The sequence below is a fragment of the Paenibacillus sp. FSL K6-2862 genome (genome assembly GCF_038005125.1).
Taxonomy (GTDB): domain Bacteria; phylum Bacillota; class Bacilli; order Paenibacillales; family Paenibacillaceae; genus Paenibacillus; species Paenibacillus illinoisensis_A.
Map to the genome: position 1 here is coordinate 2,539,246 of NZ_JBBOSN010000001.1, position 22,667 is coordinate 2,561,912.

Sequence of the window (22,667 nt, forward strand, 5' to 3'; positions counted from 1 at the left end):
CACGAAGGGGTTGATTTCCAGAAATTCTCCGTTAAAATAATATTAACATTAAAAATATTTTAACGTTGAAGGGCGGAACCGATAATGAGAGAAGGCACAGCGGTAAACAAGCCAGGGATTGGAGAGTTAATACGAATTAAACCATATATGCAGTTTATGCTGGGGAAGATGGTAGCGAGGTTTGGTGATTCCATTGACTCCATTGCGTACAGCTGGATGGTGTACATGTTAACGGGTTCCAAACTATTGATGGGTACGCTGCTTGCAGTCAACTTTCTGCCGAACATTCTACTCGGCCTTTTTGCCGGAGCGGTCGTGGACCGCATATCTCCCAAGAAAGTCATCGTGCTGACGAATTCGGGCCGGGGATTGCTTGTTGGCGTAACTGCTCTGTTATTTGGTATGGGAGAACTGCAAGTATGGCATTTGTTTCTCGTCACGATTCTGAATTCGCTGCTTGAATGCTTCTCGTCACCTGCCGAAATGTCCAGCGTGCCGCGATTGCTGCCGCAATCCATGCTGCTTTCCGGCAATGCCATGTCGTCTTCGGCTACCCGATTGGCTGAACTTGCCGGGCTTGCTTTAGCAGGTGCTCTTATTGCTACTGTTGGAATAACGTGGACGATTTTGATGGACGCTGGCCTATTTGCATTAAGTGCTGTGCTAATGAGCCGGGTTGTCTATCCATCCGATCCCAGCACGGAAGAAGTATTAGCTGAGAAGTTATCTTCCACAGATGCTCCAAGAAGTTTGCTTTCGGATATGATTGAAGCCTTTCATTTCATGCGCAAGCATTCCCTGCTGCTAATTGGCTCCATTTTATTTGCCTTTGTCAACTTCTGCCTGATGCCCTTCAATGTTCTTCGAACTCCATATATTATCGATAATCTGCATGCTGGAGCAGGGGGCTTAAGTTTGCTGAGCGGGTTAATGGTGGGTGGCATGGTGCTGAGTGGATTGTGGATGACTCACAGAGGAAGCAGCTATCGGAAGAGTGTATTGATTATTAGTGGAATCACCATGCTGGGTCTTAGTTATGCCATGACCGCGCTTCCTGCGTATATGTCTGCTTATCAGCTACCGCTGGCAGCTATGTTTTGCTTGATGATGGGACTCGGCATACCATTAGCTACGACACCTCTTGCCTCATATCTGATGGAGGTTACGCCAGCCAGTATGCTCGGCAGGGTGTCTGCACTACAAAGTATGCTGATCGTAAGTGCTATTCCGCTTGGAAGTCTAGTTGCGGGTGCTGCAGCAGAAGTGCTGTCCACGCCTGTGTTATTTATTGCTTTTGGCATTTTACTTGCTATGTCAGCGGTATCGCTCCTGCTCAGCAAAACATTCCGGCGTAATATATAGCCTAATTCCTGTATCTTTCTGTAAGACCTGTTTTGACCGGGGACCCGACTGAACGGTATAATATGCATATATAAGGGCAAACGGTACCCCGGAAATGAGGATACAGGTATGCAGCAGAAAGTACTGTCAACGATCGAAGAGATCAAGATCTACTCCGACCCGTATCGGATCCAGATCCTGAATATGTTTAATAAACAGGGAAGGCCTTCTACCGTGAAAGAAATAGCTGATAAACTTGGGGAAGTGCCCGCGAAAGTACATTATCACGTGAAAAAGCTGGAGAAAATTGGTTTGCTTACCATCGTATCCACGCGAGAGATTAATGGAATCATTGCCAAATACTACGAACCTTTTCAGGGAGAAATCCATCTTCGTCATGAAGATGGGGAGCACTCCCCACTGAAGCAGGTTTTTCGTTCTGAGACGCTTAAACTGTTAAATGAAATGTATGAACAGAGCCGCCAGATGTTTATGAAACAGGCCAAGCACGGTGAGAACATGTTTGGACAAATCTCGGACATGACGTTATATGCGAGCCGTGAGGAAGTCGAGAAGCTGTACAAGGATATCACGAAAATGTGTGAGCCTTATACGAAGCGGAGTGAACAGAAGGAAGATCAGGAGGTTTTTCAGCTGTTTACGACGTTGTCCCAACATGTGGATGAAACGACTGAATCTCCGAAAAGTAAAGTGCCACAGGATCAGCCGGGAGGTCAGAGTTCCAAGCCGAATGACGATGCAAAGGAAATATAATCTAGGGAGACCGATGCGACAACAAAGAAAAGGCCGCCTGAAGGCGGCTTTTTGATGTGTGGTGAGGACCAATGGTGACGGCTCAACTATACCTTATATACATGGAGAGAGGCCGACAATCATTGTCAGAACTACATGTTCTCATCGTAATCCCGAACTTCTCGTTTGGCTGCGGTAGCTGGCGAATTGGATGTACCGTAATCCTCAACAGCTTCCCAGGCTTCGGCATGATCGAACTTGCCAGCATTTCGCTGTCTGACCTCTCCGGCACCAGTTGGGGGCATAGTCATCACCTGCTCTTCCACAGGGCGGTCGTTGCTGAGCTCCCGGTTCGGTGTATCGTCAATACAGTACGCCGTGTATGGAATGGCCTGAAGCCTCTCAAACGGAATATCCTGTCCACAAGTGACACATGTTCCGTAGGTTCCTTTTTCCATACGCTCCAATGCATCGATCACTTGGTTAAATTCATCCGTTAATGTATCGTCTATGGCCAGATCACGACTGCGTTCAAACGTCTCCGTCCCCGCATCAGCCGGGTGATTATCGTATGATGAAAGCTCGCCTGTAGAATCTTTAAGCGACTCGGCCGGAGCTCCATCTTCCATGTTGGATTCAAAATGACGCTGCAGATTATCACGCTGCTCCAGAAGGGCGCTCTTCAGTTCCTGAAGTTGATCTTTGGTTAATGTACTCATAACGACATGCTCCTTTCCCGCTTTAGGGGTGTGTAGTCTGTCCTTACCCGATTTTAGCGGTATACAATCATTTTGCATCCTTGAAGAGGCGTTTGATTTTATATCTGGCCGATAATGTGTTATAAAAAATAGAGAGAGAAACTGCCGCGATTTCCCCGCGAAGTCGTATTGCACCGTGCTCCTTGAAGAGACGGTCCCGGCTACTTTTGAATATACGTCGATAGACGTTTTTTCTTATAATGGAGGTTGTCAAGATGGATGAACATATGAAACGAAGATTGGATAAACAGAGACAATTGTTTAAACAACTGGGCGTACAGCTCGATGCCTTATCAATTCATGAAAAACAATTCAATTATAAGCTCCGTGGCTATGATCCGGATGAAGTCGATGCATATCTTGACCTGGTCATCAAGGATTACGAACGCTTTTATGCCAATATTGCCGATCTGATGGATAAATGGCAGGAGCAGCAGCTCACCATTCGGGATCTTAAGTCGACGGCCAGACCCGTAGATGATCCGACGAAAATCGATCGCAAACAGCTGGATGATATTGTGAAGCAGCTGGAATACAGCGTACGGCAGCTGAAAATCAAGGCACGTCCGGAACAGGGTCTGTTCCCTGAATAGATTGAAGCACCAGGATTATATTACGTTAAAGGTGGTTAATCATGAGTACACATTTTTCGGTCAGTGTGCATTGTTTGTTGTTGTTGTCCTTCAGCGCGCCTGAACGAATCACTTCTGCAATGATTGCAGGAAGCGTCAACACCAACCCTGTTGTCGTAAGGCGTATTTTGGGCGGGCTGAAAAAGGCAGGTCTGGTCGAATCCTCTCCCGGAACGAGAGGGTTTTATCTCGCCAAACCGGCTAGTGAAATTACCTTGGCCATGATCTATCAGGCTGCCAAGGACGAAGGTCCGCTATTTCCGATTCATGGAAATTGCAACCCCAATTGTGATGTTGGTCTTCGCATAGACAGTCTGCTGACGAATCTGTATCAGGTGGCAGAGGCAAAAGTCGAACAGTTCTTCGCATCCATTACGCTTGAAGATATGGAACGTTCCTGCTCCCAGATGGAGACTGTGCCTCCGTCTGCAGAGTAGGGTATTGTCTGAACCAGGGAGGTGTGCTTGGATATGAAAATAATCGTGATCTCGGATACGCATTTGCCCAAAAGAGCTAAGCAGCTGCCAGAACCACTGCTTCAAGTGCTGCCGGAGGCTGACCTCATATTACATGCAGGCGACTGGTCGGATTGGAGTGTATACAAGCTGCTAAGCGAGTATGCTCCCGTTGCAGGCGTAGCAGGCAATACGGATCCGCCTGAAATTGGCAAGAAGCTGGGCTTTTCCCGCATCGTGGAGGCAGACGGTTTGCGTCTAGGTCTGGTGCATGGGCACCAGGGATCGAAAACGACCGAGCAGAATGCCATTCATACATTTGCCGGTCAGCAGGTAGATGCCATCATATTTGGACATTCGCACATTCCCTTGATGCATACCGTCAACGATGTGCTGATATTCAATCCGGGTTCACCAACGGATCGGCGCCGTCAGCCGCGGTATTCGTTCGGAATCCTGACGACCCGTCTCGGAAAATTGCATGCTGAGCATGTGTTTTTCGATCGAAAATAGATAACGATTAAACTAATGAAATGACCAATACATCCCCATTCAGAGTGGACATCTGAATGGGGATGTTTTTTTGCGTAGGAATATTACCCTGGAGAAGTATGGTGACATCCACCGCAGCCAAGCTACAGTTATCCCTGAATGGGGAATGTTGCCTCATGTTTATCTCTTATTCATGTGTTGGAGCAGAACACTATTTGTACATATGCAGGAATGATACAATTCGTTTATCCAATAAATTTGAATACGTTTACATAAGGAGATGACCAAGATGAAACTGTCTGTATTTACTGTAGCGACGCCTGACCTGAACGCAGAAGAACTGGCTGCAGCGGCAGCATCAGCAGGTATCGACGGAATCGAGTGGAGGTTCCGCGGAATACCGGAAGACGCACGTACAGAGGAACCTTCTTTTTGGAGGCATAATCGGAGTTCAATTGATCCTGCCAAGTGGGAGGAACAGGTCCCTGATTTTCGTGAAGCGACTGCAAAACATGGTCGACGTTCCATAGCACTGGTACCGTATCTGAGCTGTGGAGATCTTCAAGCGACAGAGCAGGCATTTCAGGCAGCGGCTGATTTGGGTGCATCCATGATGCGTGTAGGTGTGCCGGGATATGATCGTAAAACTAGTTATCCCGAGCTTTACAGCCAAGCCGTTAGGTATTTATCCGAAGTGCAGGAGATGTCTCAACAGTATAACGTCAAAGCCGTGGTAGAGACGCATCACCAGACGATCGCTCCAACCGCTTCACTGGCCTACCGACTGGTGCAGTCGCTGGATGCCCAGCATGTTGGCGTGTTGTATGATCCAGGCAACATGGTACACGAAGGATATGAGAATTATCGTATGGGGCTGGAACTTTTGGGTCCTTACCTTGCTCACGTCCATGTGAAGAATGCAGCTTGGTACAAGGAGGAACAAAACGGAGAGAGTGCGGAGAGTTCTGTATCCGCAAAATGGAGATGTCATTGGTCACCGCTGACTGAAGGTATCGTGGATTGGATGCAAGTGTTCCGTGATCTGAAATCAGTGGGATATGACGGATACTACGGTATTGAAGATTTCAGTGGAGAGTTTAATTCCCAAGCGATGTTGCAGCATTTTGCTGAGGTATTCGGCGAAATCGAGCGTCGTCTGGAAGAGGAGGTACAGGTATGAGTTTGATTCGAGTAGCCGTAATTGGTATTGGAAACATGGGTGCAGCACATGCCAGAACACTCATTGCCGGAGATGTGCCTGGTGCGGAGTTGGTAGCCGTATGTGATGTCCGAAAGGAAATGGAGAGCTGGGTGGCCAGTAATTTCCCGGCTTCGGTCGGTTACTGGCAGAATGCGGAGCAGATGATGGCATCCGGCACCATAGATGCGGTCATTATTGCAACACCTCATTATGATCACCCTGAGCAGGCAATCCAGGCCTTTCAGCACGGTTTGCACGTCATGATCGAGAAACCAGCCGGCGTTTACACTAAACAGGTGCGCAAGATGAACGAAGCTGCTGCAGCCAGCGGCAAAGTGTTTTCCATGATGTATAATCAGCGGACAAATCCTCTGTATATCAAACTGAGAGATCTTATTGCTTCTGGAGAACTCGGGGAAGTAAGACGTACGAACTGGATCATCACGAATTGGTACCGATCCCAGAGTTACTATGACTCCGGCGGTTGGCGGGCAACCTGGGCAGGTGAAGGAGGCGGCGTGCTGATCAATCAGGATCCTCACCAGCTTGATCTGTGGCAGTGGACCATTGGCATGATGCCTGTGCGAATGCGTGCATTCTGTTCGTTTGGCAAGTACCGGGATATTGAAGTGGAAGATGATGTGACAGCTTATGTGGAGTACGCAAACGGAGCAACAGGCGTATTTGTAACAACTACGGGTGAAGCTCCAGGTACCAACCGATTTGAGGTCAACGGAGACCGCGGTAAAATCGTGATTGAGGATGGTCAGCTGACCTTCTGGCGCCTTCGGGAGTCCGAGCCTGAATTCAATAAACGGTTTACCGGAGGTTTTGGACAGCCGGAATGCTGGAAGTGTGAAGTTCCGATTACAGGTACCGAATCCGGCCACCCAGGACTGATTCGAAACTGGATTGACGCCATCCGTACGGGTGCAACTCTTATTGCTCCAGGAGAAGAAGGTATACACGGATTAACCTTGTCTAATGCGATGCTTCTCTCGACCTGGACGGACAATTGGGTTGAGCTGCCCATCGATGAGGAGTTATTTTATGAACATTTGCAGGAGCGTATTGCCAGTTCGAACACCAAGAAAGACAAAAGTTCCAGCGGTAGTCAGCCTGCGGACCTGACACAAACATTTAAGTAGGCAGTTGATATCAAGCGTTGTACTTGAATCTAATGAAAAGGTGGAGATGACGTGGCTAAGGATGGAATGTTTTATGCACCCAAAAGTGTGAAAAAAGAGGTGGTATGCGGACCTGGTGAGTTCACTATTGCTGCTGTTGCACTCGATCATGGGCATATCTATGGTATGGTTGGAGGTTTGTTGGAGGCAGGGGCAACGCTTAAGTGGGTATATGATCCGGATCCTGCCAAAGTGGAGGCATTCCGTAAACAGTTCCCACAAGCACAGGCCGCAGCTTCGGAAGAGCAAGTGCTGGCAGATGATCAGGTGCAGTTAGTGGCCGGAGCAGCGATTACTTCGGAACGTGCGCCACTTGGCATGAGGGTTTTGGCGTCAGGCAAGGATTATTTTACGGACAAAGCCCCATTCACAACATTGGACCAATTATCTAAGGCAAGGGAAGAAGTTAAACGGACCGGGAAGAAATACATGGTTTATTATAGTGAGCGCCTGCATGTCGAAAGTGCAATCTATGCCGGGCAGTTGATTGAGCAAGGAGCCATCGGTAAGGTTGTGCAGGTGATGGGCACAGGGCCGCATCGATTGAATGCTCCAGGACGACCGGATTGGTTTTTCCAACATGAAAAATATGGCGGTATCCTCTGTGACATTGGAAGTCATCAGATTGAACAGTTTCTCACGTTCGCTTCATGCACGGATGCGGAAGTGGCATTCAGTCGGGTGCATAACTTCCATCATCCACAATTCCCTGAACTGGAGGACTTCGGCGAAGCGTCTCTCATTGGAAACAATGGAGCATCCGGTTACTTCCGGGTAGACTGGTTCACACCGGACGGTCTCGGGACATGGGGAGATGGGCGTACTGTAATCTTGGGAACTGACGGGTACATTGAGTTGCGGAAATATATCGACGTCGCGAGAGAGCGGATGGGAGATCAGGTCTATCTGGTTAACCATGAAGGTGAATACCGTTACAGTGTCAAAGGACAGGTGGGCTATCCGTTCTTCGGAGATCTCATCCGGGATTGTCTGGAGCGGACGGAGACAGCTATGACACAGGAACATGCTTTCAAGGCGGCAGAGCTTTGCCTGATTGCCCAGCATAAAGCCATGAGTGAAAGAGTTGTCTGGAGCAGCGGCGCGAAGTAAAGGTTATTCAAGTGAATTAATAGTTCATGAGTCATCTTCAATGTTGAGAGGGCAGCCTGTAGCCAGGTTGCCTTTTTTTATTAGATGGCTTCGCAAATGGCATTATATGGTTTATCATGGATGAAGTTGGTGAGTTGTTAAAAATAATAGTAAATATGATTGTATAGATTTGAAGGATGTTTTTTAGAATTGAGAGTCGGAAGAAAATCAAACACAAGGGGTGATTTTTATGAAATTTATCGTTTCTGCAAGTGTAATCGTACTTAATGAAGATAACGAGATTTTGCTTATGAAAGGGAGAAGGGGATGGGAAATGCCGCAAGGATGTGTGGAACAAGGAGAAACAATAAGGCAAGCCGCCGTTCGGGAAGTGAAAGAAGAAACAGGGATTGATATCGATCTGGTCCATTTTTGTGGTGTGTACCAAAATATCACTCGAGGAGTATGTAACCATATTTTCACCGGGAAGCCTGTAGGCGGCACGCTCACGACAAGTAATGAAAGTGAGGCGGTCGGTTTCTTCACATTGGAACAGGCAGATGAAATGATTACTTGGGGAAATTTCCGGGAACGAATCCATTACGCTTTGGATGCCGCGATGCATCCCTTTTTGATTGAATTTGCAGAATAGGAGAATGAACATGAGTAATACAAATAAAATTTTGGGTGCGTCGCTGATGTTGGGGAGTGCAGGTATTGCGTCCATGGAGCGAATTTCCGTAAGACTATCTGCAGCGATTGTTGAAGCAGGTTATGCGTCCGGTGGTAATCCAAGAGAGATTGTATCATTGAATGACAATGGATCAGGCTGGCTTGTCTACTTCCTGTTTTTTATCGGATTTGTGCTGCTCGTTTCCGGATTTCCGGGAAGTTATCGGAGGAAAGAAAAATAGGTGTCATAATATGAATTGGAAGAAGGGTGACCACATGATTACATATCGATTTGTTACGAATGAGGATATCCCCCATATCCAAACCATTGCTCATGCTACGTGGATGTTTACTTATGGGGACATTTACTCCAAAGATTACATTCATAACTTTCTAAATGTTGCTTATTCGACTGAGAACTTAAGTCGTTCTGTAGAGAGAGACCTGCAAAGTTCCAAACGAAAGTTTTTAATAGCGGAATATAATAACGTCATCGCTGGATTTGCCCAAACAACTCAAGTTCATGAAGAAGAGTATGAATTAACCCGAATCTATATACGGCCAGAATATCACAAGCTGGGAATTGGAACAGGCTTCATTCAGAGATATATTCAAGTGTTAGCACCGATAAAGCATCTGTTTGCATGGGTAGCGAAAGACAATGATATAGGAAGAGGGTTCTATGAAAAGTGTGGATTTAAAGAAACAGAAGAGAAGGTTGAACTAATCGGAGGAAACACCAAAAAACAGCTTAAATATGAAATGGAATTATAGATGTTAAAGCTGAATTCTCGTGAACGTAATAGAGTTACAGATAATGAAGTAATGAAATGGATTAAAAAGAAGGGTGATTAATATTGTTAGATTATACGAACACCACTGCACAATTAACTGAACATAACCTGGATACCGTCGTTATACCCGTTGGTGCAACAGAGCAGTTCGGCCCTTATTTACCAATGCACTTAGATACATTAATTGCAGAAAAATATGCTAAGGCCTATGGCGAAGTACTTAATGCCTATGTTCTCCCGTCACTTCCTTTTAACACATCCGAAGAACATGCGAATTTTAAAGGAACTGTAACCGTAAGCCCTAATATATTAACAGCCATGCTGGAAGAGATCATCTATAATTTATCCAAACAGGGTTTTTGTAAATTTCTGATCTGTTCCGGGCACGGAGGTGCTTACTGGGAAGGGGCTTTTATTAAACATATCAATTATAAGTATCCAGATATTCTGGTGATCCACCCGCATCATCAACATGATGCATGGTCAGTAGCAGTAAAAGCAGCAGGCTTTGAAGGGATAGAAGAATTACATGGCGGCTTTATGTCCGTGTGTACCGCTTTGTGGTTGTGCCCAGAGAATGTAATTTTACAATCAATGGGGTCTGAAATACCAGATAGGAATAGAATATTTGCTGATTTTATGGGCTGGGACAAGTTAACTAAAGACGGGTGTTGGGGAAACTATGTGCCGGGAGAATTAACCAAGGAAGAGATGGCCGAGAAGGGAAGAGTATTTTGGGAAACGTTTATATCAAGAAAATGTAAAGGGCTGAAAGAGGTATTAGATGAAGCGTACCAACGAAAAACGGATCGGAAAAGCTAGGAATCTTAAAGCAAACCACATGTGTGCAAGAAGTCGTGTAGGAGCATAAGTACAGACACTTCAGGAGGTTAAGATGAGAGAGATAGATTACACCAATTATTTCTGGCAAGATCACAACGTAAGATTACGCGCGATAAAGGAAGAGGACTGGGAAGGTTGCTATATCAGTGATTTTGACACTCCTGCCCGGATTCTGCTGGAATGCGCAGTGGAATTGCCGCCTACTCAATCAGGAGCCAAGAAATTTGTTGAACAAAATGCCGACTTTTCCTCAACGAACGGAAGAATTATGTTTACGATTGAAAACCTGAATGGCGATAGTATAGGCGGCATTAATTTAAACAGCATCGATGAGAGAAATGGAACATTCAGTATAGGCATTGTTATTGATAAGGAGTACCGAGGGAAGGGATATGGCACAAGTGCCATGAACATCTTATTAAAATATGCGTTTCTGGAACGCAGACTCCATAAATTCAATGACTATATTCTTGAAGGAAATGAAGGATCAGCCAGAATGATGAGGAAGCTCGGTTGTGTGCAGGAAGGTGTTCGCCGCGAGGTGGCCTATGTTAACGGAAAATATTTAGATTATATCCTGTTTGGATTAACGAAAGATGAGTTTGTTGAAAAACGGAGCGAAGTCAGCAATTGAATTTAGATAGATTGGTATACAATTACGGAAACTATATCAAAAGGGAGTTGTCATCAATATTAACTTATATGAACTCAATCAGGCGATAAAGAAAGATCAAATAGAAAATTGCCTGGGGTTCAGATGAAATATAATTGTGGCAATTCACATTTACTCAGCGCGATATTGCAGAAGGCAGCCCGAATGAACACATCGGATTTTACCCAAAAGCACTTATTTTTACATTAGGTATTTAAGATTTCAGGTGGTATGAGGATGCACAAGGGACTCCAATAGGTGGATTTGGTTTGCGGTTGAAGATTGCAGACATATTGAAATTTGGAGCGCTGTATTCACAAAATGGTGAATGGAATTCTAAACAACTATCCCTCCAGATTGGATTGAAACATCAACGAATCACAATACTTTTGCAGAATCGCAGTATGGATATCATTGGTGGATGTTGGATAACAAGAAGCAAGACGGTGACCAGGATAAGACTTATTATGCCATGGGAATGGGAGGCAAGAGAGGACAATATATATTTGTTAACCGGGACCAACTATTAGTTACCGTCTTTACAAGTATTTTATCCGAGAGCGTCTCAAGCCCAGTACTACATTTTAAAAATATATTTTTAAATTCATAGGAATGAGATTGATCGACAAAATTTCAAACGAATCCGGGGGGCTTTATGAAAGTTGGGAAAATAATAGGGATCGCCTACAATGTGATTCCGGTTAACGACGTGGAACAATCCGCAAGCTGGTTTGTTAAACATTTTGGGTTCAATATTAGAAATCGAAGAGAAGGCTATCTGAGTCTGTTTAGGGAGAATAGGCCGATCTTGGATATGATTCAAAGTGATAATGATACCAGAGCTGTATTTGAAGTAAACAATCAAAAAAGATGGGTAATTACATTCTTCACTAATGATATTTTGACTTTACATAACGATCTGAAAACAGCGGGTGTTAACGTCAGAAACATTAGTGATGAAGGCAAGTATGGTAAGTTCTTTGTGTTTGAAGATCTGGATGGGAATTTGTTTGACGTTTGGGAACATCATGATTGTGAACTGATTTACTGATAGGCACAGGACTAATACATCGGAAAAAGAATAGGAGTTTAACCCTTTATGATCATTAGTGAAACCATGGTGTTAAATCATAACGTTCTAATTAGGGAGATAGCGCACGATGATATCCCTGAGCTCTACGAGCTGATATATGGTGAAGAACAACCGGAGTGGAAAAAGTGGGACGCACCTTATTTTCCGTTGGAGCATGTCAGTTATGCTGTATTTCAAGAATATACGAGTAAGGAAATGCTAGAAGACGGTGAGCCCTCACACAGAATGATCATTCAAGTTGATGATGAGATCGTAGGCACAGTGAATTATTATTGGGAGCACAAACCGTCCAATTGGATGGAAGTGGGGATCGTCATATATAAACCTGAGTATTGGAATGGTGGATATGGAACGGCTGCTTTGAAGATGTGGATTGACTATTTGTTTAATAAGCTACCTATAGTCCGAGTAGGATTAACGACTTGGTCAGGTAATGAAAGAATGATGAAGGTTGCAGAGAAACTGGGCATGCAGCTGGAAGGAAGACTTCGGAAGTGCCGCTTCTACAATAATACATACTATGATTCGATCCGTATGGGATTATTAAGAGAGGAATGGATTACCGAACAATTTTGATTATACTTGCCATTCACTTCAGTTTATTTAGATGAATATTAAATTAGAATCGTAGGAGGTTATTGAATTGGAGAATAAAGAGACGTTTAATTCAATTGCAAATGAATATGAAAAATATAGACCTACCTACCCAAATGAAATGTATAACGATATATTTGATTATTCAAATCTGAACAGGGAAGACAAAATTCTGGAGATTGGTTGCGGGACAGGCCAAGCCACGTGAGGAATGGTCGAAAGAGATTACAAACAAATTACCTGTATTGAATACGGTGACAGTTTGGCCCAGTTCACTGCAAAGAAATTTAAATCCTATGAAACGATTAAGGTGATTCATAGCTCGTTTGAAGAATGGAACGGTGAAGGGGGCCTTTTAAGTTAGCCATTTCAGGCACAGCATTTCATTTTATCGAACCTAAGCTTGGTTATCGTAAAGTATGGGAAGTTCTTGAGAGTTCGGGTTCGATTGCCTTTTTTTGGACCATACATGTGCCCATGTTTGATGAGCTCCATAACGAAATACGATCTCACTATAAAGAACTTGCACCACATTTGGACGATTCAACGTTCCACCCCCCCGAAGAAACCATCGAAGAAAGAAGAGCAATCACGGAGGAGACAGGAATCTTTTCCAATGTAATGGTGCGAGAATATAGTGAAATTCTTACATATTCAAGCGGCGACTACGTTGCATTACTTAACACGAATTCGAAGCATAGACAGCTTCCCGATAAACCAAGAGATATCTTATTAGATAAGATTAAAAATTCAATTGATAGATCAGGCGGAACAATTTATAAAGAACACAGAGTGGCATTATTTTTAGGGAGAAAATTAATGTAATGGGACTACTCGGAACATTAGATGCACATGAACTATACGAACAGTATCAATTCCATAGAAACCAGGATCGATTCATGGTAAGACTTCCAAATGAACTAAGGGAACAGTAAATAACGATGTACCAACAGTTCTGTAAATAAACGTACCAAAGGAAGGGAGCATGGAATGATGTCTGAATATTACTGGGACAACAAAATTGAATATCTGAGGAATACGCGAGGGCTCTACTATAATGACGATTACCTGCAATTTCTTGTACAGCGTGTGTGGAAAATTACCAATCCTGTAAGCATTATTGATTATGGTTGTGGATTCGGTTACCTAGGTCTTAAACTACTTCCTTTGTTACCTAAAGGCTCAAGCTATACGGGAGTGGACAAGGGGGAGGAATTGATAAAAGAAGCGAGGGAGACATTCTCAAACATTCCGTTTCAGACTGAGTTTATATCCAGTGACATTGAACAGTTAGACGTAGAAGAGAAGTATGACATTGCCGTGAGTCATGCTTTTTTATTACATATGAATAACTCAGAAGTGATCCTACAGAAGATGATTGAAAGTGTAAAGGATCAAGGAAAAGTCATCTGTTTCGAACCTCATTGGATTGGTAATATGGCGAACTGTCATCTGGATGGTGTTGAACAAAGCCGTTTAGTTAAGCTAGGCGTCCTGCAAACGCTATTTGAGAACGATTACAGACGTACAGGTAAGGATGGAAACATTGGATAAAGCTGCCTATACGAATGAGTCAATTGGGATTACAGAACGTGGAGTGCAGGATGAGTGATAAGGTTAATATTTTGGATCAGAACATGGATATGGAGAGCAAAAGCGCTTTGTTTGGTTCATTGAGAGAGGAAGGGTTTGGCCAGGAACCTGGTGATTCTGATGAGAGCTTAGACAACTTAGTGAATAGAGAATTACAGCCAGAGGAAGCACGCGAACAGTATGAAGCTGAATTAATGTTTTCCAAGAGATTTAATCAGGAGTCCTGGCTAACGTATGCACCCAGTATGAAAATTTCGTTCGGAACGGTCCAAAGAGCGTAATTCGTAGGAGAGATTTAAATGAAAAAGATTCTAATCCTGGGTATTGTGGCGAGTGGCAAAACAACATTGGCTAAGGAAATTTCTCAAAAGATAAATATACCGTGGTATGAGCTGGATACGATCGTCCATCATGAGACACCTCATGGAAGAAATAAACGAACACCGGATGAGCAAATTGCGGTGATTCAGGACATTGACCGTCTCGGAGCATGGATATTCGAAGGAACGGATCGGGAATCTTACCGATGCTTATGGGACATGGCAGATACCATTATCTTTTTGGATACACCCTTGTGGAAAAGAAAAACGAGAATCTTTTTGCGATTTATCAAACAAAATCTAGGAATTGAAAAGAGTCATTACACATCTGATGTACAGATGTTAAGAATGATGTACAAATGGACAAGGGATTTTGAGAGAAATCGAGTGGAGTTTGAAAAAAGTTTGCAACCATACCATCATAAACTGATCATCTTAACGGATAACAAAAAATTGGAGTTAATCCATTCATAATTGTTGTGAAGAGAATCAATAGCTAAGCATCAATGGAAAGGAAGGGCCCTCATGCAGTATGATGACATTCAACAAAATTTGACTACGGAGCGGCTGTGCCTGAGATTGTTCGAGGAATCCGATGCTGCCGCTGTCACTGAGCTGTGTAACAACTACAATATTTATAAAAGCACGCTTACGTTACCTTACCCTTATACATTGGATTGTGCGTTATCCTGGATTCAGCATCACCGACAGAATTTTGAGAAAGAGAAACACTATGAATTTGCGATTTGCGATAGGGCAACAGGAACACTATACGGAGCGATAGCCTTATCTTGTGATCATCGGTATGATCTTGGCGAAATTGCTTATTGGACCGGTGAGGCGTATTGGGGAAAGGGTTATGCGACAGAAGCTTCACAAGCGATGTTGCACTTTGCCTTTCATGTGAAGAGGTTTCATAAAGTATATGGACGACACTTTGCTTCGAATCCGGCGTCTGGAAAAGTTCTTCAAAAGGTAGGTATGACCCAGGAAGGTGTCCTCATGGATCATGTGAAGAAAGAGGGCCAATACGAAAGTCTGATCTATTATGGAATTGTAAAAAGAGAATAGGAATAAACGCAGCTTATGATTCTCAGGGTTTTAAATAGAAGATAGAACCTTCACAGCTTTATTTCCACATTATTAAATTGAATGAGCAGACAATGACGGTACATGGTGCATCCGTTCATTTTCTGCTTCTTTTTTGGTTTTCGAAAACGTAAACCTATCCCTCCAATATGAGTAAATCAACACTTCTCCTTCCACTCAGAATTAAACGAATAATATCCCTGAATATAGTGATATATCTATAATTTATTATTTTTATGCATTTTTATGATTACTAATACCCTCAAATGTTTTACAAATTCGGTGATTTACCAAATCATTCTTCTTACATTCAACTTGTATCCTACTTGTGTACCAGAGAAATATCGGTATGGAATCAACCACATTTCAGGAGGGTATACATTGTGAAAAATAGTAAACGCAAAAGTTATCAAAGCTTGATCCTCTCGCTTGTATTTATGCTTGTCATCCTGTCGGGATGCGGGGCCTCGGCTAGCTCAAGCTCCAGTGAAGGTGGAATGCCCGAAGTCATCCGAATCGGTATTATGCCAAGTGAAGAGGGCGAGATGAACCGTTCCCAGGAACAGCTAGCAACAGATATTACAGAAGCAACTGGTATCCCTGCTGAAATTTTTGTAGCTGAAGATTATAACATGGTTATCGAAGCCCTGCGTGCAGGCAAAATCGAAATTGGACTGATCGGGCCGTTTGGTTACATCATCGCTACGGAACGAGCCAATGCCAAGCTGCTTGTCCGTTCTGAAAGTGATCAACAATCGAATACGGTCATCCTCGTTCGTAATGACTCTCCATATCAAAGTGTACAGGACCTTAAAGGAAAAGATTTTTTGTTTGCTGATCCGGCATCAACCTCCGGCAATTTGTACCCACGTGCCACATTGATGAAAGAGCTGGGTCTTTCCAATAAGGAGCTGGATTCCTTTTTCGGTAGTGTAGCGTTCTCCGGTGGACATGACAAATCACTGCTTGCACTGGCAAACGGCAATGCGGATGCGATTGGTACGTCAAGTCTCATGGTGCCGATGATGGCTGAATCAGGACTTATTAAAGAGGAAGATTTCCGCGTGATTGCCGAATCGGATCCGATCGTCGGTGGGGCTCCACTGCTTTACCGTCAAGACTTGCCAGAAGAATTGGTTACACAGCTGCGTGAGCTCATGCTGGACTATGATACGAAAAACCCTAAATTCCTCGAAAGCGTAGGCGCAGCCCGTTTTGTAGAAGGCAGTGACAGTGATTTTGATCCAATCCGGGAAGTCGCCAAAGCACTTGATATGTCCCCAGAGGAACTGCTGAAGAAATAGAATTAAACTTGAAAGATAAGGAGGAAATAATATGACACTTTTACAGGTAGAAGGGTTGTCCAAGGTATATTCCGACGGAACCAAAGCGCTTGATAACTTGAACCTGACGATTAATGCCGGAGAGTTCGTTGTCGTCATTGGACCGAGCGGCGCCGGGAAGAGCACCTTGCTGCGAAGCCTGAACCGAATGATCGAGCCGACAAACGGAAAGATTCAGTTTAAAGGCAGTGAAACCATGGGCATCAAGGGGAAAAAGCTCCGTGAACTTCGACGCCATATGGGTATGATTTTTCAGGGATATAACTTGGTCACTCGCGTATCTGTTCTTAATAACGTGCTGCATGGACGATTAGGCTACATGAATCCGCTCAAAGGCGCACTGGGTCTATATTCCAAAGGAGATACAGAGGCAGCCAAGGTCATGCTTCACCGTGTTGGTTTGCATGAACAGATGTATAAAAGAGCAGATGAGCTCAGTGGAGGACAGCAGCAGAGAGTCGGCATTGCACGTGCACTTTCGCAGAAGCCGGATTTGATACTGGCGGATGAACCGATAGCGAGTCTCGACCCTGCTTCCTCGGAGACGATCATGCATTACTTGTATACGATCTGCAAGGAGGAAGGTATTGCCTGTCTGTGCAATCTCCATCAGGTGGATATTGCGAAGAAATATGCAACCCGCATCATCGGTATTCACAAAGGATCCAAGGTGTTTGACGGAACACCTGATGAACTGACGGAGGATATGATCCGGCTCATTTACAACCAGACCAATCCCAAAGTGAAGGAGACAGCCTGACATGAATGCGGCTCAGTTGCAATCTGCCCGAAAAATGAAACGCACGCAGACGATATTGTTTGTTATTGTGCTGCTGGCTCTCATCATCTGGTCTTCCATCGGCGCAGAGTTTTCATTAGGAGCTTTATTCGCAGGGATAGGAGAGAGCTTCCGATTTATCTTTTTCGATTTTCTTCCACCTGATCTTTCTTCGCTTTCCCAGCTCATTGAACCTGCTCTGCAGACCCTGTATATGAGCGTGGTAGCGATGGTCATCGGGTCGGTTGTAGCAGGAATGTTATCCTTTTTAGCCGCGGCTACGACAAGCCCACATCCTTACCTTCAGGTATTTGTTCGTGCAGCTACATCGCTGTTTCGTAACATTCCCGTAATTATCTGGACGATACTGCTTGTTGCAGCGTTTGGACTAGGTGCTGTAGTCGGTACGATGTCGCTGATCCTGATTTCGATCGGTATGCTGACGCGTTCCTTTGCCGAGGTGCTTGAAGAGATTGACATGGGGCAGGTAGAAGCGGTTCGTGCTGCCGGCGGAAGTTATTTTCAAGTATTGTCCCAAGCCGTATTTCCACAGTTCCTTCCCGGGTTTATCGGCTGGAGCTTGTACAACTTCGAAATCAACGTACGCGCATCCACGATTGTAGGTATGGTTGGAGGCGGTGGCCTCGGCTTTATCCTGCAATCCAAGCTGAAGTTGTTTCAGTATCAGGAAGCCAGCATGGCCGTGCTGCTTGTGCTCGTTATCGTTCTTGTTGTGGAAACGATCACCAATCGCGTAAGGGAGCGAATCATATGAGTATGCAAATGAACGAAGTGAAGCCATCTTTTACGCTGTATACTTCCATTCCAGAGCCACCCAAGCCGAAGAAGAACAAGCTGTTAGTGATCGGTCTGCCGCTTATTGCTTTGCTTTTTGTATTCAGTCTCGTCCAGCTGCAGTTCGACTATGCCAAGATTGCCCAAGGCTTTACGAAACTCGGCGGTTATATGGGAACCATGTTTCCACCTGATTTCTCGGCCTGGCGCCATGTCCTGCTCGCGGCTGTAGAATCATTGCAAGTTGCCATTCTTGGATCGGTGCTGGGGATTGTCGTAGCGTTCTTTCTCTCCTTTTTGGCTGCAAGCAATTTGACGCCTCATCCGTTCGTTGCCTGGATCATTCGAAGTGCTGCTTCATTGCTTCGTGCGATTCCCACCATCGTGTGGGCTCTCATTTTTATCGTGTCAGTGGGTCTTGGACCGCTTCCCGGAGTGCTTGCGATTGCTGTCTCAGCGGCAGGTATGCTTGTCAAAGTATTTGCCCAGTCACTGGAGGAAATCGACAAGGGCGTACTCGAAGCGATGCAGTCTACGGGTGCTAGCTGGCTGCAGATTGTCATGCAGGGTATTTTGCCTACGGTGAAGACAGCCTTTATCGCCTGGTGCGTGCTGCAGCTGGAAGGAGGCATTGCCGAATCCACAATTCTTGGTGCGGTTGGCGCAGGAGGTATTGGATATGAGATGACTCATGCCATGAAATCCTATAACTTTGCAGCGGCTTTATTTGTAGGATTGGTCGTTTTCGCCATGGTATTCAGCGTGGAGTTTGTGGCAAACCGATACAAAATGAAGCTAAAAACACGTCAGAACTAATTCATTTAAATTCATAATAATGTGTATCATTATGAGGAGGAAGCACAATGTCAACATCTAATTCACTTTTAAAACAAGGCCCTCAGGTTCAAGCTAAGTATAGCGAGAAAAACGGGATAGCATTAGCCTGGAATATGGCAGAGTCCATGGAGGTGGAGGCAGTTTACCATTCTGTGAGTCCGGAATTTATTGAATCTAGCAGCACGCTGCTGGATATACAGATTGACCCTACAGGAGCGGTATTTACGAGAACGGTGTCTCCCGGCCGTAATTATTATCATGTGAAGTTTACGAATGGGTCGGTGTCAACCATTAACGATCGCATGATCTACACCGATGGCGTAATTAATTTCCGGGATATGGGCGGTTACCTAACAGAGGATGGTCGTACGACCCGTTGGGGTATGCTGCTGCGATCTGCTGATCTGCATGAGCTTAGTGAGCAGGACCTGCAAACGGCAGCTGCGCTAGGCATTGATTGGATTTGTGATCTGCGCAGCGATTTTGAAGTAGCCAGCCGTCCAAGCCCGGCCATTGGCCATGCGATCAACACGAATATTCCCTTTATGGCGGAAGCAAGTCCTGAGGAAATGCAGAAGATCGGACATGATCTGCATGCAGGCTACAAAGCCATGATTTTAAATACGGAGAAATGTACACTTATCCTAAATGAACTATTAAAAGAAGAGCGGGGTACTTCCTTATTCCATTGTGCCGCTGGTAAAGACCGGACCGGGGTTGTATGTGCCTTGATTCTTCTCACCCTGGGTGTGCCGCGAGAAGTCGTTATTGAAGATTACGAGCTAACGAATCTGGCGGTGGACGGACTCATGCAGCGTTTCCTATCCGGAAACAACAAGGACTATCAGAAATATATGGATCAAATGCCTGAACTACAGGGAGCGATTCCGGAAATGATGAAAGCGGCCTTCATCCAGGCTGCACTCGAAGCAATCGATGAGAACTACGGGTCTTTCGAGCAGTATCTTTCAGAGGGACTAGGCATTACCTCAGAGCAAAGGATAGCTCTTCAAAACAAATACCTGGTTTAAAAAAAATGGAGTCCAGACACTGGAATACAGTGCTCGGACTCCTTCTTGCCTCCGTCTGGTTGCGTAACTTCTTCTAAGACTGGTAATATAGGGTGAAATGTGTAGATTGCGTTAAAATTCAAATGAAGTCCTCATCAATGGGAGAAAGGGATTATGATATGAACAAATTATCGCTTGTCGATACAGCATATATGATGCTTCGTGAGCGAATGGTCTGCGGAGAATTAATGCCCGAAACCCTGCTATCGGAGAACGAATTGGCGGAGGAGTACCAAATGAGCCGTACACCGATTCGTCATGCCATTGCTCGTCTTGAATCAGAAGGTTATGTAACTGCTCTTAAAAATCGCGGTGTCTTGGTTAAGGATGTCGGCGGGAAGGAATTTCTTGATCTAATCGAACAGATACAATCCATGCTTTTTTATTCTTTTGAAATGATGAAAAACCCGAACCGAGAGATCTATTTAAATCTGGATTCGCTTGCAGCTCATGTGGAGGTTCAGCGAACCGCCGAGAAAAGGAATGATTATGCTTTATACACCGAGCATCATTTTCTTTTCATGCGGGAGATCGTTGAATCCTTGAATAATGGCGTCATGCTGAACACATTTGATTCCTTTCGGGATAAACTCTACATGTATTCCATCGTCCGCTTCAAGCGAACTCCACATATCAAACACTACAGTGCGATCGGGATTAATCGAGACACGCTGCACGCCTTATCCAACAATGATTATAACGCAGCTCAAGAGGTTGTGTTATCTCTCATTCCTATTACCAGAGAGCGTATGCTTGCTACAGGTCAGTTTTAACTTTTTTTCTATGAAAATGTATTGAGTTATTTTCACATGACAAATGCTTTAGAACTAAAAAACGCTGCCTCAACGGGCAGCTTATTTTGATAGAGGAAGGTGAGGAAAATGACTGTTGCAGGTATACTCGGAACCATTCATAATCCGGAATTGAGAGAAAAATATAATTGTTCACTCGCCCTATACGAATCTATTATAACTGAATTTGAGCCGGATATCATTTGCGGAGAAGTACATCCGTTAAGCTGGCAAAAATACATGAAGGACCACAACAATAAGGGATATTGGGGAGAGCCGGCAAGCGAATATTGGGAGCTCATTTTTCCATTATGTGAGGAGAAACACATTGAATTTGTACCCATAGACTGGTTTGAATTAGATGTGTGGAATAATTTCGATCCATTTGGCGGGTACTCTGAAGTGGAACGTAAAGAGCTGGAGAAAAAAGACGATGAATGGTTTTTCAAACAAATGAGTACACATGCAGTAGGAAACATACCCTTCAATTCGGTGGAGTTTGATGAGATGACCCGTCTGAAATATGAATGGTTAAATCAGATCAATCCAACGGCTCATAACATTCGCTGGGTCGTGCGTAATCAAATCATGATTCAACGGGTGAAAAATACATGTGATTCGAATCCGGATAAGCGAATTCTGTGTATTGTAGGAGCGGATCATAATTACCTGTTCCAAGAGGCGCTAATCAAAGAACCGATTCAACTGATCTATCCATTGAGGTAGTCTGCCCGATTTGATGCACTGAAATGATGATGTCCATACATTTTTAATACAGCAGAGACCATTTCGTATATAATAGAGGACACGTATCATTCTACATACTACATAACAACGAGGTGCACCAATTTATGGCAACAATCTACGATTTTACAGTTACCAAAACTAGCGGAGAACGATTCCCGCTCTATCAATATGAAGGAAAGCCCGTGCTGATTGTGAATACGGCAAGTAAATGCAAATATACGCATCAGTTCGATGATATCCAGAAGCTGTACGATAAGTATAAGGATCAAGGCTTTCAGGTTATCGGTTTTCCATGCAATCAATTTGCTGAACAGGAGCCCGGAAGCAGTGAAGAAGCGGCTTCATTCTGCCAGATTAATTATGGTGTGAAATTCCCCATGTTCTCCAAAATGGACGTGAATGGCGATACGGCACATCCCCTGTATGACTTCCTGAAAAAATCAGGACCGTTCGCAGGGTTTGACGAGTCCGATGTGCAAGCCAAATTGCTGAAGTTAATGGTCGCGGATAAGGCACCTGAATGGCTGCACGGAGATGCAATCAAGTGGAACTTCACGAAGTTTCTGATCAATGCCGAAGGGCAAGTAATCAAACGCTTCGAACCTGTGGATTCCATGGATGAAGTTCAGGCTAGCATTGAGCAGCTGTTGTAATTATAGAGATATTTTGAAGAGGCTATGAGTTGAACCGTGAACAGCGGTACGTTCATGGCTTCTATGCTAGATAAGAAAACCTCTCCCATAGGGGG

Annotated in this window: 28 protein-coding genes and 1 pseudogene; 28 read left to right on the forward strand and 1 reads right to left on the reverse strand. The window is 44.4% G+C overall.

The window, feature by feature from the left end:
• Positions 1 to 84: 84 nt before the first annotated feature.
• The gene (locus MHB82_RS11785; RefSeq protein WP_341174717.1) at positions 85 to 1,362 is read left to right on the forward strand and encodes an MFS transporter; all 1,278 of its coding nucleotides are present in this window, start codon (positions 85 to 87) and stop codon (positions 1,360 to 1,362) included.
• Between the two features lie 108 nt (positions 1,363 to 1,470).
• Entirely contained in the window at positions 1,471 to 2,115 is a 645-nt protein-coding gene (locus MHB82_RS11790) for a helix-turn-helix domain-containing protein (RefSeq protein WP_341174718.1), read from the forward strand.
• 131 nt (positions 2,116 to 2,246) lie between these two features.
• Here MHB82_RS11790 and MHB82_RS11795 read toward each other — a convergent pair whose 3' ends face one another.
• Positions 2,247 to 2,813 (reverse strand): TraR/DksA C4-type zinc finger protein, encoded by a 567-nt coding sequence (locus MHB82_RS11795; RefSeq protein WP_095358537.1) that lies wholly within the window; start codon positions 2,811 to 2,813, stop codon positions 2,247 to 2,249.
• 254 nt (positions 2,814 to 3,067) lie between these two features.
• On the opposite strand from MHB82_RS11795, the gene MHB82_RS11800 reads away from it, so the two are divergent.
• The 26 genes and pseudogenes from MHB82_RS11800 to MHB82_RS11925 all read left to right on the forward strand — a co-directional run bounded on the left by MHB82_RS11800 (position 3,068) and on the right by MHB82_RS11925 (position 22,572).
• The gene (locus tag MHB82_RS11800) at positions 3,068 to 3,445 is read left to right on the forward strand and encodes a DivIVA domain-containing protein (protein ID WP_095358536.1); all 378 of its coding nucleotides are present in this window, start codon (positions 3,068 to 3,070) and stop codon (positions 3,443 to 3,445) included.
• 41 nt (positions 3,446 to 3,486) lie between these two features.
• Entirely contained in the window at positions 3,487 to 3,921 is a 435-nt protein-coding gene (locus tag MHB82_RS11805; RefSeq protein WP_110822552.1) for an Rrf2 family transcriptional regulator, read from the forward strand.
• A 33-nt stretch (positions 3,922 to 3,954) separates the two neighbouring features.
• Positions 3,955 to 4,452, forward strand: a complete 498-nt coding sequence (locus tag MHB82_RS11810) for a metallophosphoesterase family protein (RefSeq protein WP_095358534.1) — start codon at positions 3,955 to 3,957, stop codon at positions 4,450 to 4,452.
• A gap of 268 nt (positions 4,453 to 4,720) precedes the next feature.
• Positions 4,721 to 5,611 carry a sugar phosphate isomerase/epimerase family protein gene (locus MHB82_RS11815; protein ID WP_095358533.1) on the forward strand — a complete coding sequence of 297 codons (891 nt, stop codon included), beginning with the start codon at positions 4,721 to 4,723 and terminating at the stop codon, positions 5,609 to 5,611.
• Entirely contained in the window at positions 5,608 to 6,780 is a 1,173-nt protein-coding gene (locus MHB82_RS11820; RefSeq protein WP_341174719.1) for a Gfo/Idh/MocA family protein, read from the forward strand. Before MHB82_RS11815 ends, MHB82_RS11820 begins: the two co-directional genes overlap by 4 nt.
• Positions 6,781 to 6,846: 66 nt before the next feature.
• Positions 6,847 to 7,929: a Gfo/Idh/MocA family protein gene (locus MHB82_RS11825; protein WP_341176624.1), complete on the forward strand. Its 1,083-nt coding sequence runs from the start codon at positions 6,847 to 6,849 to the stop codon at positions 7,927 to 7,929.
• 229 nt (positions 7,930 to 8,158) lie between these two features.
• Positions 8,159 to 8,560 (forward strand): NUDIX hydrolase, encoded by a 402-nt coding sequence (locus MHB82_RS11830; RefSeq protein ID WP_341174720.1) that lies wholly within the window; start codon positions 8,159 to 8,161, stop codon positions 8,558 to 8,560.
• Positions 8,561 to 8,570: 10 nt separating this feature from the next.
• Complete coding sequence (locus MHB82_RS11835) at positions 8,571 to 8,822, forward strand: hypothetical protein (RefSeq protein ID WP_341174721.1); 252 nt, start codon at positions 8,571 to 8,573, stop codon at positions 8,820 to 8,822.
• A gap of 34 nt (positions 8,823 to 8,856) precedes the next feature.
• Positions 8,857 to 9,354 carry a GNAT family N-acetyltransferase gene (locus MHB82_RS11840; protein WP_341174722.1) on the forward strand — a complete coding sequence of 166 codons (498 nt, stop codon included), beginning with the start codon at positions 8,857 to 8,859 and terminating at the stop codon, positions 9,352 to 9,354.
• Between the two features lie 83 nt (positions 9,355 to 9,437).
• Positions 9,438 to 10,196: a creatininase family protein gene (locus tag MHB82_RS11845; RefSeq protein ID WP_341174723.1), complete on the forward strand. Its 759-nt coding sequence runs from the start codon at positions 9,438 to 9,440 to the stop codon at positions 10,194 to 10,196.
• 73 nt (positions 10,197 to 10,269) lie between these two features.
• The gene (locus MHB82_RS11850; protein WP_341174724.1) at positions 10,270 to 10,851 is read left to right on the forward strand and encodes a GNAT family N-acetyltransferase; all 582 of its coding nucleotides are present in this window, start codon (positions 10,270 to 10,272) and stop codon (positions 10,849 to 10,851) included.
• A gap of 673 nt (positions 10,852 to 11,524) precedes the next feature.
• Entirely contained in the window at positions 11,525 to 11,920 is a 396-nt protein-coding gene (locus MHB82_RS11855; RefSeq protein WP_341174725.1) for a VOC family protein, read from the forward strand.
• 54 nt (positions 11,921 to 11,974) lie between these two features.
• Entirely contained in the window at positions 11,975 to 12,538 is a 564-nt protein-coding gene (locus tag MHB82_RS11860) for a GNAT family N-acetyltransferase (RefSeq protein WP_445671256.1), read from the forward strand.
• A gap of 67 nt (positions 12,539 to 12,605) precedes the next feature.
• Positions 12,606 to 12,764, forward strand: a complete 159-nt coding sequence (locus MHB82_RS11865; protein ID WP_341174726.1) for a hypothetical protein — start codon at positions 12,606 to 12,608, stop codon at positions 12,762 to 12,764.
• Between the two features lie 269 nt (positions 12,765 to 13,033).
• Positions 13,034 to 13,381, forward strand: a complete 348-nt coding sequence (locus MHB82_RS11870; protein WP_341174727.1) for a hypothetical protein — start codon at positions 13,034 to 13,036, stop codon at positions 13,379 to 13,381.
• Positions 13,382 to 13,549: 168 nt separating this feature from the next.
• Positions 13,550 to 14,430: pseudogene (locus MHB82_RS11875) on the forward strand (methyltransferase domain-containing protein).
• Between the two features lie 18 nt (positions 14,431 to 14,448).
• Positions 14,449 to 14,943 (forward strand): hypothetical protein, encoded by a 495-nt coding sequence (locus tag MHB82_RS11880; RefSeq protein WP_341174728.1) that lies wholly within the window; start codon positions 14,449 to 14,451, stop codon positions 14,941 to 14,943.
• A 51-nt stretch (positions 14,944 to 14,994) separates the two neighbouring features.
• Positions 14,995 to 15,540 (forward strand): GNAT family N-acetyltransferase, encoded by a 546-nt coding sequence (locus MHB82_RS11885; RefSeq protein ID WP_110822540.1) that lies wholly within the window; start codon positions 14,995 to 14,997, stop codon positions 15,538 to 15,540.
• A gap of 401 nt (positions 15,541 to 15,941) precedes the next feature.
• Positions 15,942 to 16,862: a phosphate/phosphite/phosphonate ABC transporter substrate-binding protein gene (locus tag MHB82_RS11890; RefSeq protein WP_246058076.1), complete on the forward strand. Its 921-nt coding sequence runs from the start codon at positions 15,942 to 15,944 to the stop codon at positions 16,860 to 16,862.
• Between the two features lie 31 nt (positions 16,863 to 16,893).
• Complete coding sequence (gene phnC / locus MHB82_RS11895; protein WP_341174729.1) at positions 16,894 to 17,661, forward strand: phosphonate ABC transporter ATP-binding protein; 768 nt, start codon at positions 16,894 to 16,896, stop codon at positions 17,659 to 17,661.
• A gap of 1 nt (position 17,662) precedes the next feature.
• Positions 17,663 to 18,454 (forward strand): phosphonate ABC transporter, permease protein PhnE, encoded by a 792-nt coding sequence (gene phnE, locus MHB82_RS11900; RefSeq protein WP_095287629.1) that lies wholly within the window; start codon positions 17,663 to 17,665, stop codon positions 18,452 to 18,454.
• Positions 18,451 to 19,290 (forward strand): phosphonate ABC transporter, permease protein PhnE, encoded by an 840-nt coding sequence (gene phnE / locus MHB82_RS11905; RefSeq protein WP_341174730.1) that lies wholly within the window; start codon positions 18,451 to 18,453, stop codon positions 19,288 to 19,290. The genes phnE (MHB82_RS11900) and phnE (MHB82_RS11905) overlap by 4 nt, the downstream gene beginning before the upstream one ends.
• Before the next feature lie 47 nt (positions 19,291 to 19,337).
• On the forward strand, positions 19,338 to 20,342 hold the full coding sequence (locus MHB82_RS11910) for a tyrosine-protein phosphatase (RefSeq protein ID WP_341174731.1): 1,005 nt from the start codon (positions 19,338 to 19,340) through the stop codon (positions 20,340 to 20,342).
• A gap of 158 nt (positions 20,343 to 20,500) precedes the next feature.
• Positions 20,501 to 21,154: a GntR family transcriptional regulator gene (locus MHB82_RS11915; RefSeq protein WP_341174732.1), complete on the forward strand. Its 654-nt coding sequence runs from the start codon at positions 20,501 to 20,503 to the stop codon at positions 21,152 to 21,154.
• A 108-nt stretch (positions 21,155 to 21,262) separates the two neighbouring features.
• Complete coding sequence (locus MHB82_RS11920) at positions 21,263 to 21,898, forward strand: hypothetical protein (RefSeq protein ID WP_341174733.1); 636 nt, start codon at positions 21,263 to 21,265, stop codon at positions 21,896 to 21,898.
• A 125-nt stretch (positions 21,899 to 22,023) separates the two neighbouring features.
• Positions 22,024 to 22,572, forward strand: a complete 549-nt coding sequence (locus tag MHB82_RS11925; protein WP_341174734.1) for a glutathione peroxidase — start codon at positions 22,024 to 22,026, stop codon at positions 22,570 to 22,572.
• Positions 22,573 to 22,667: the final 95 nt, after the last annotated feature.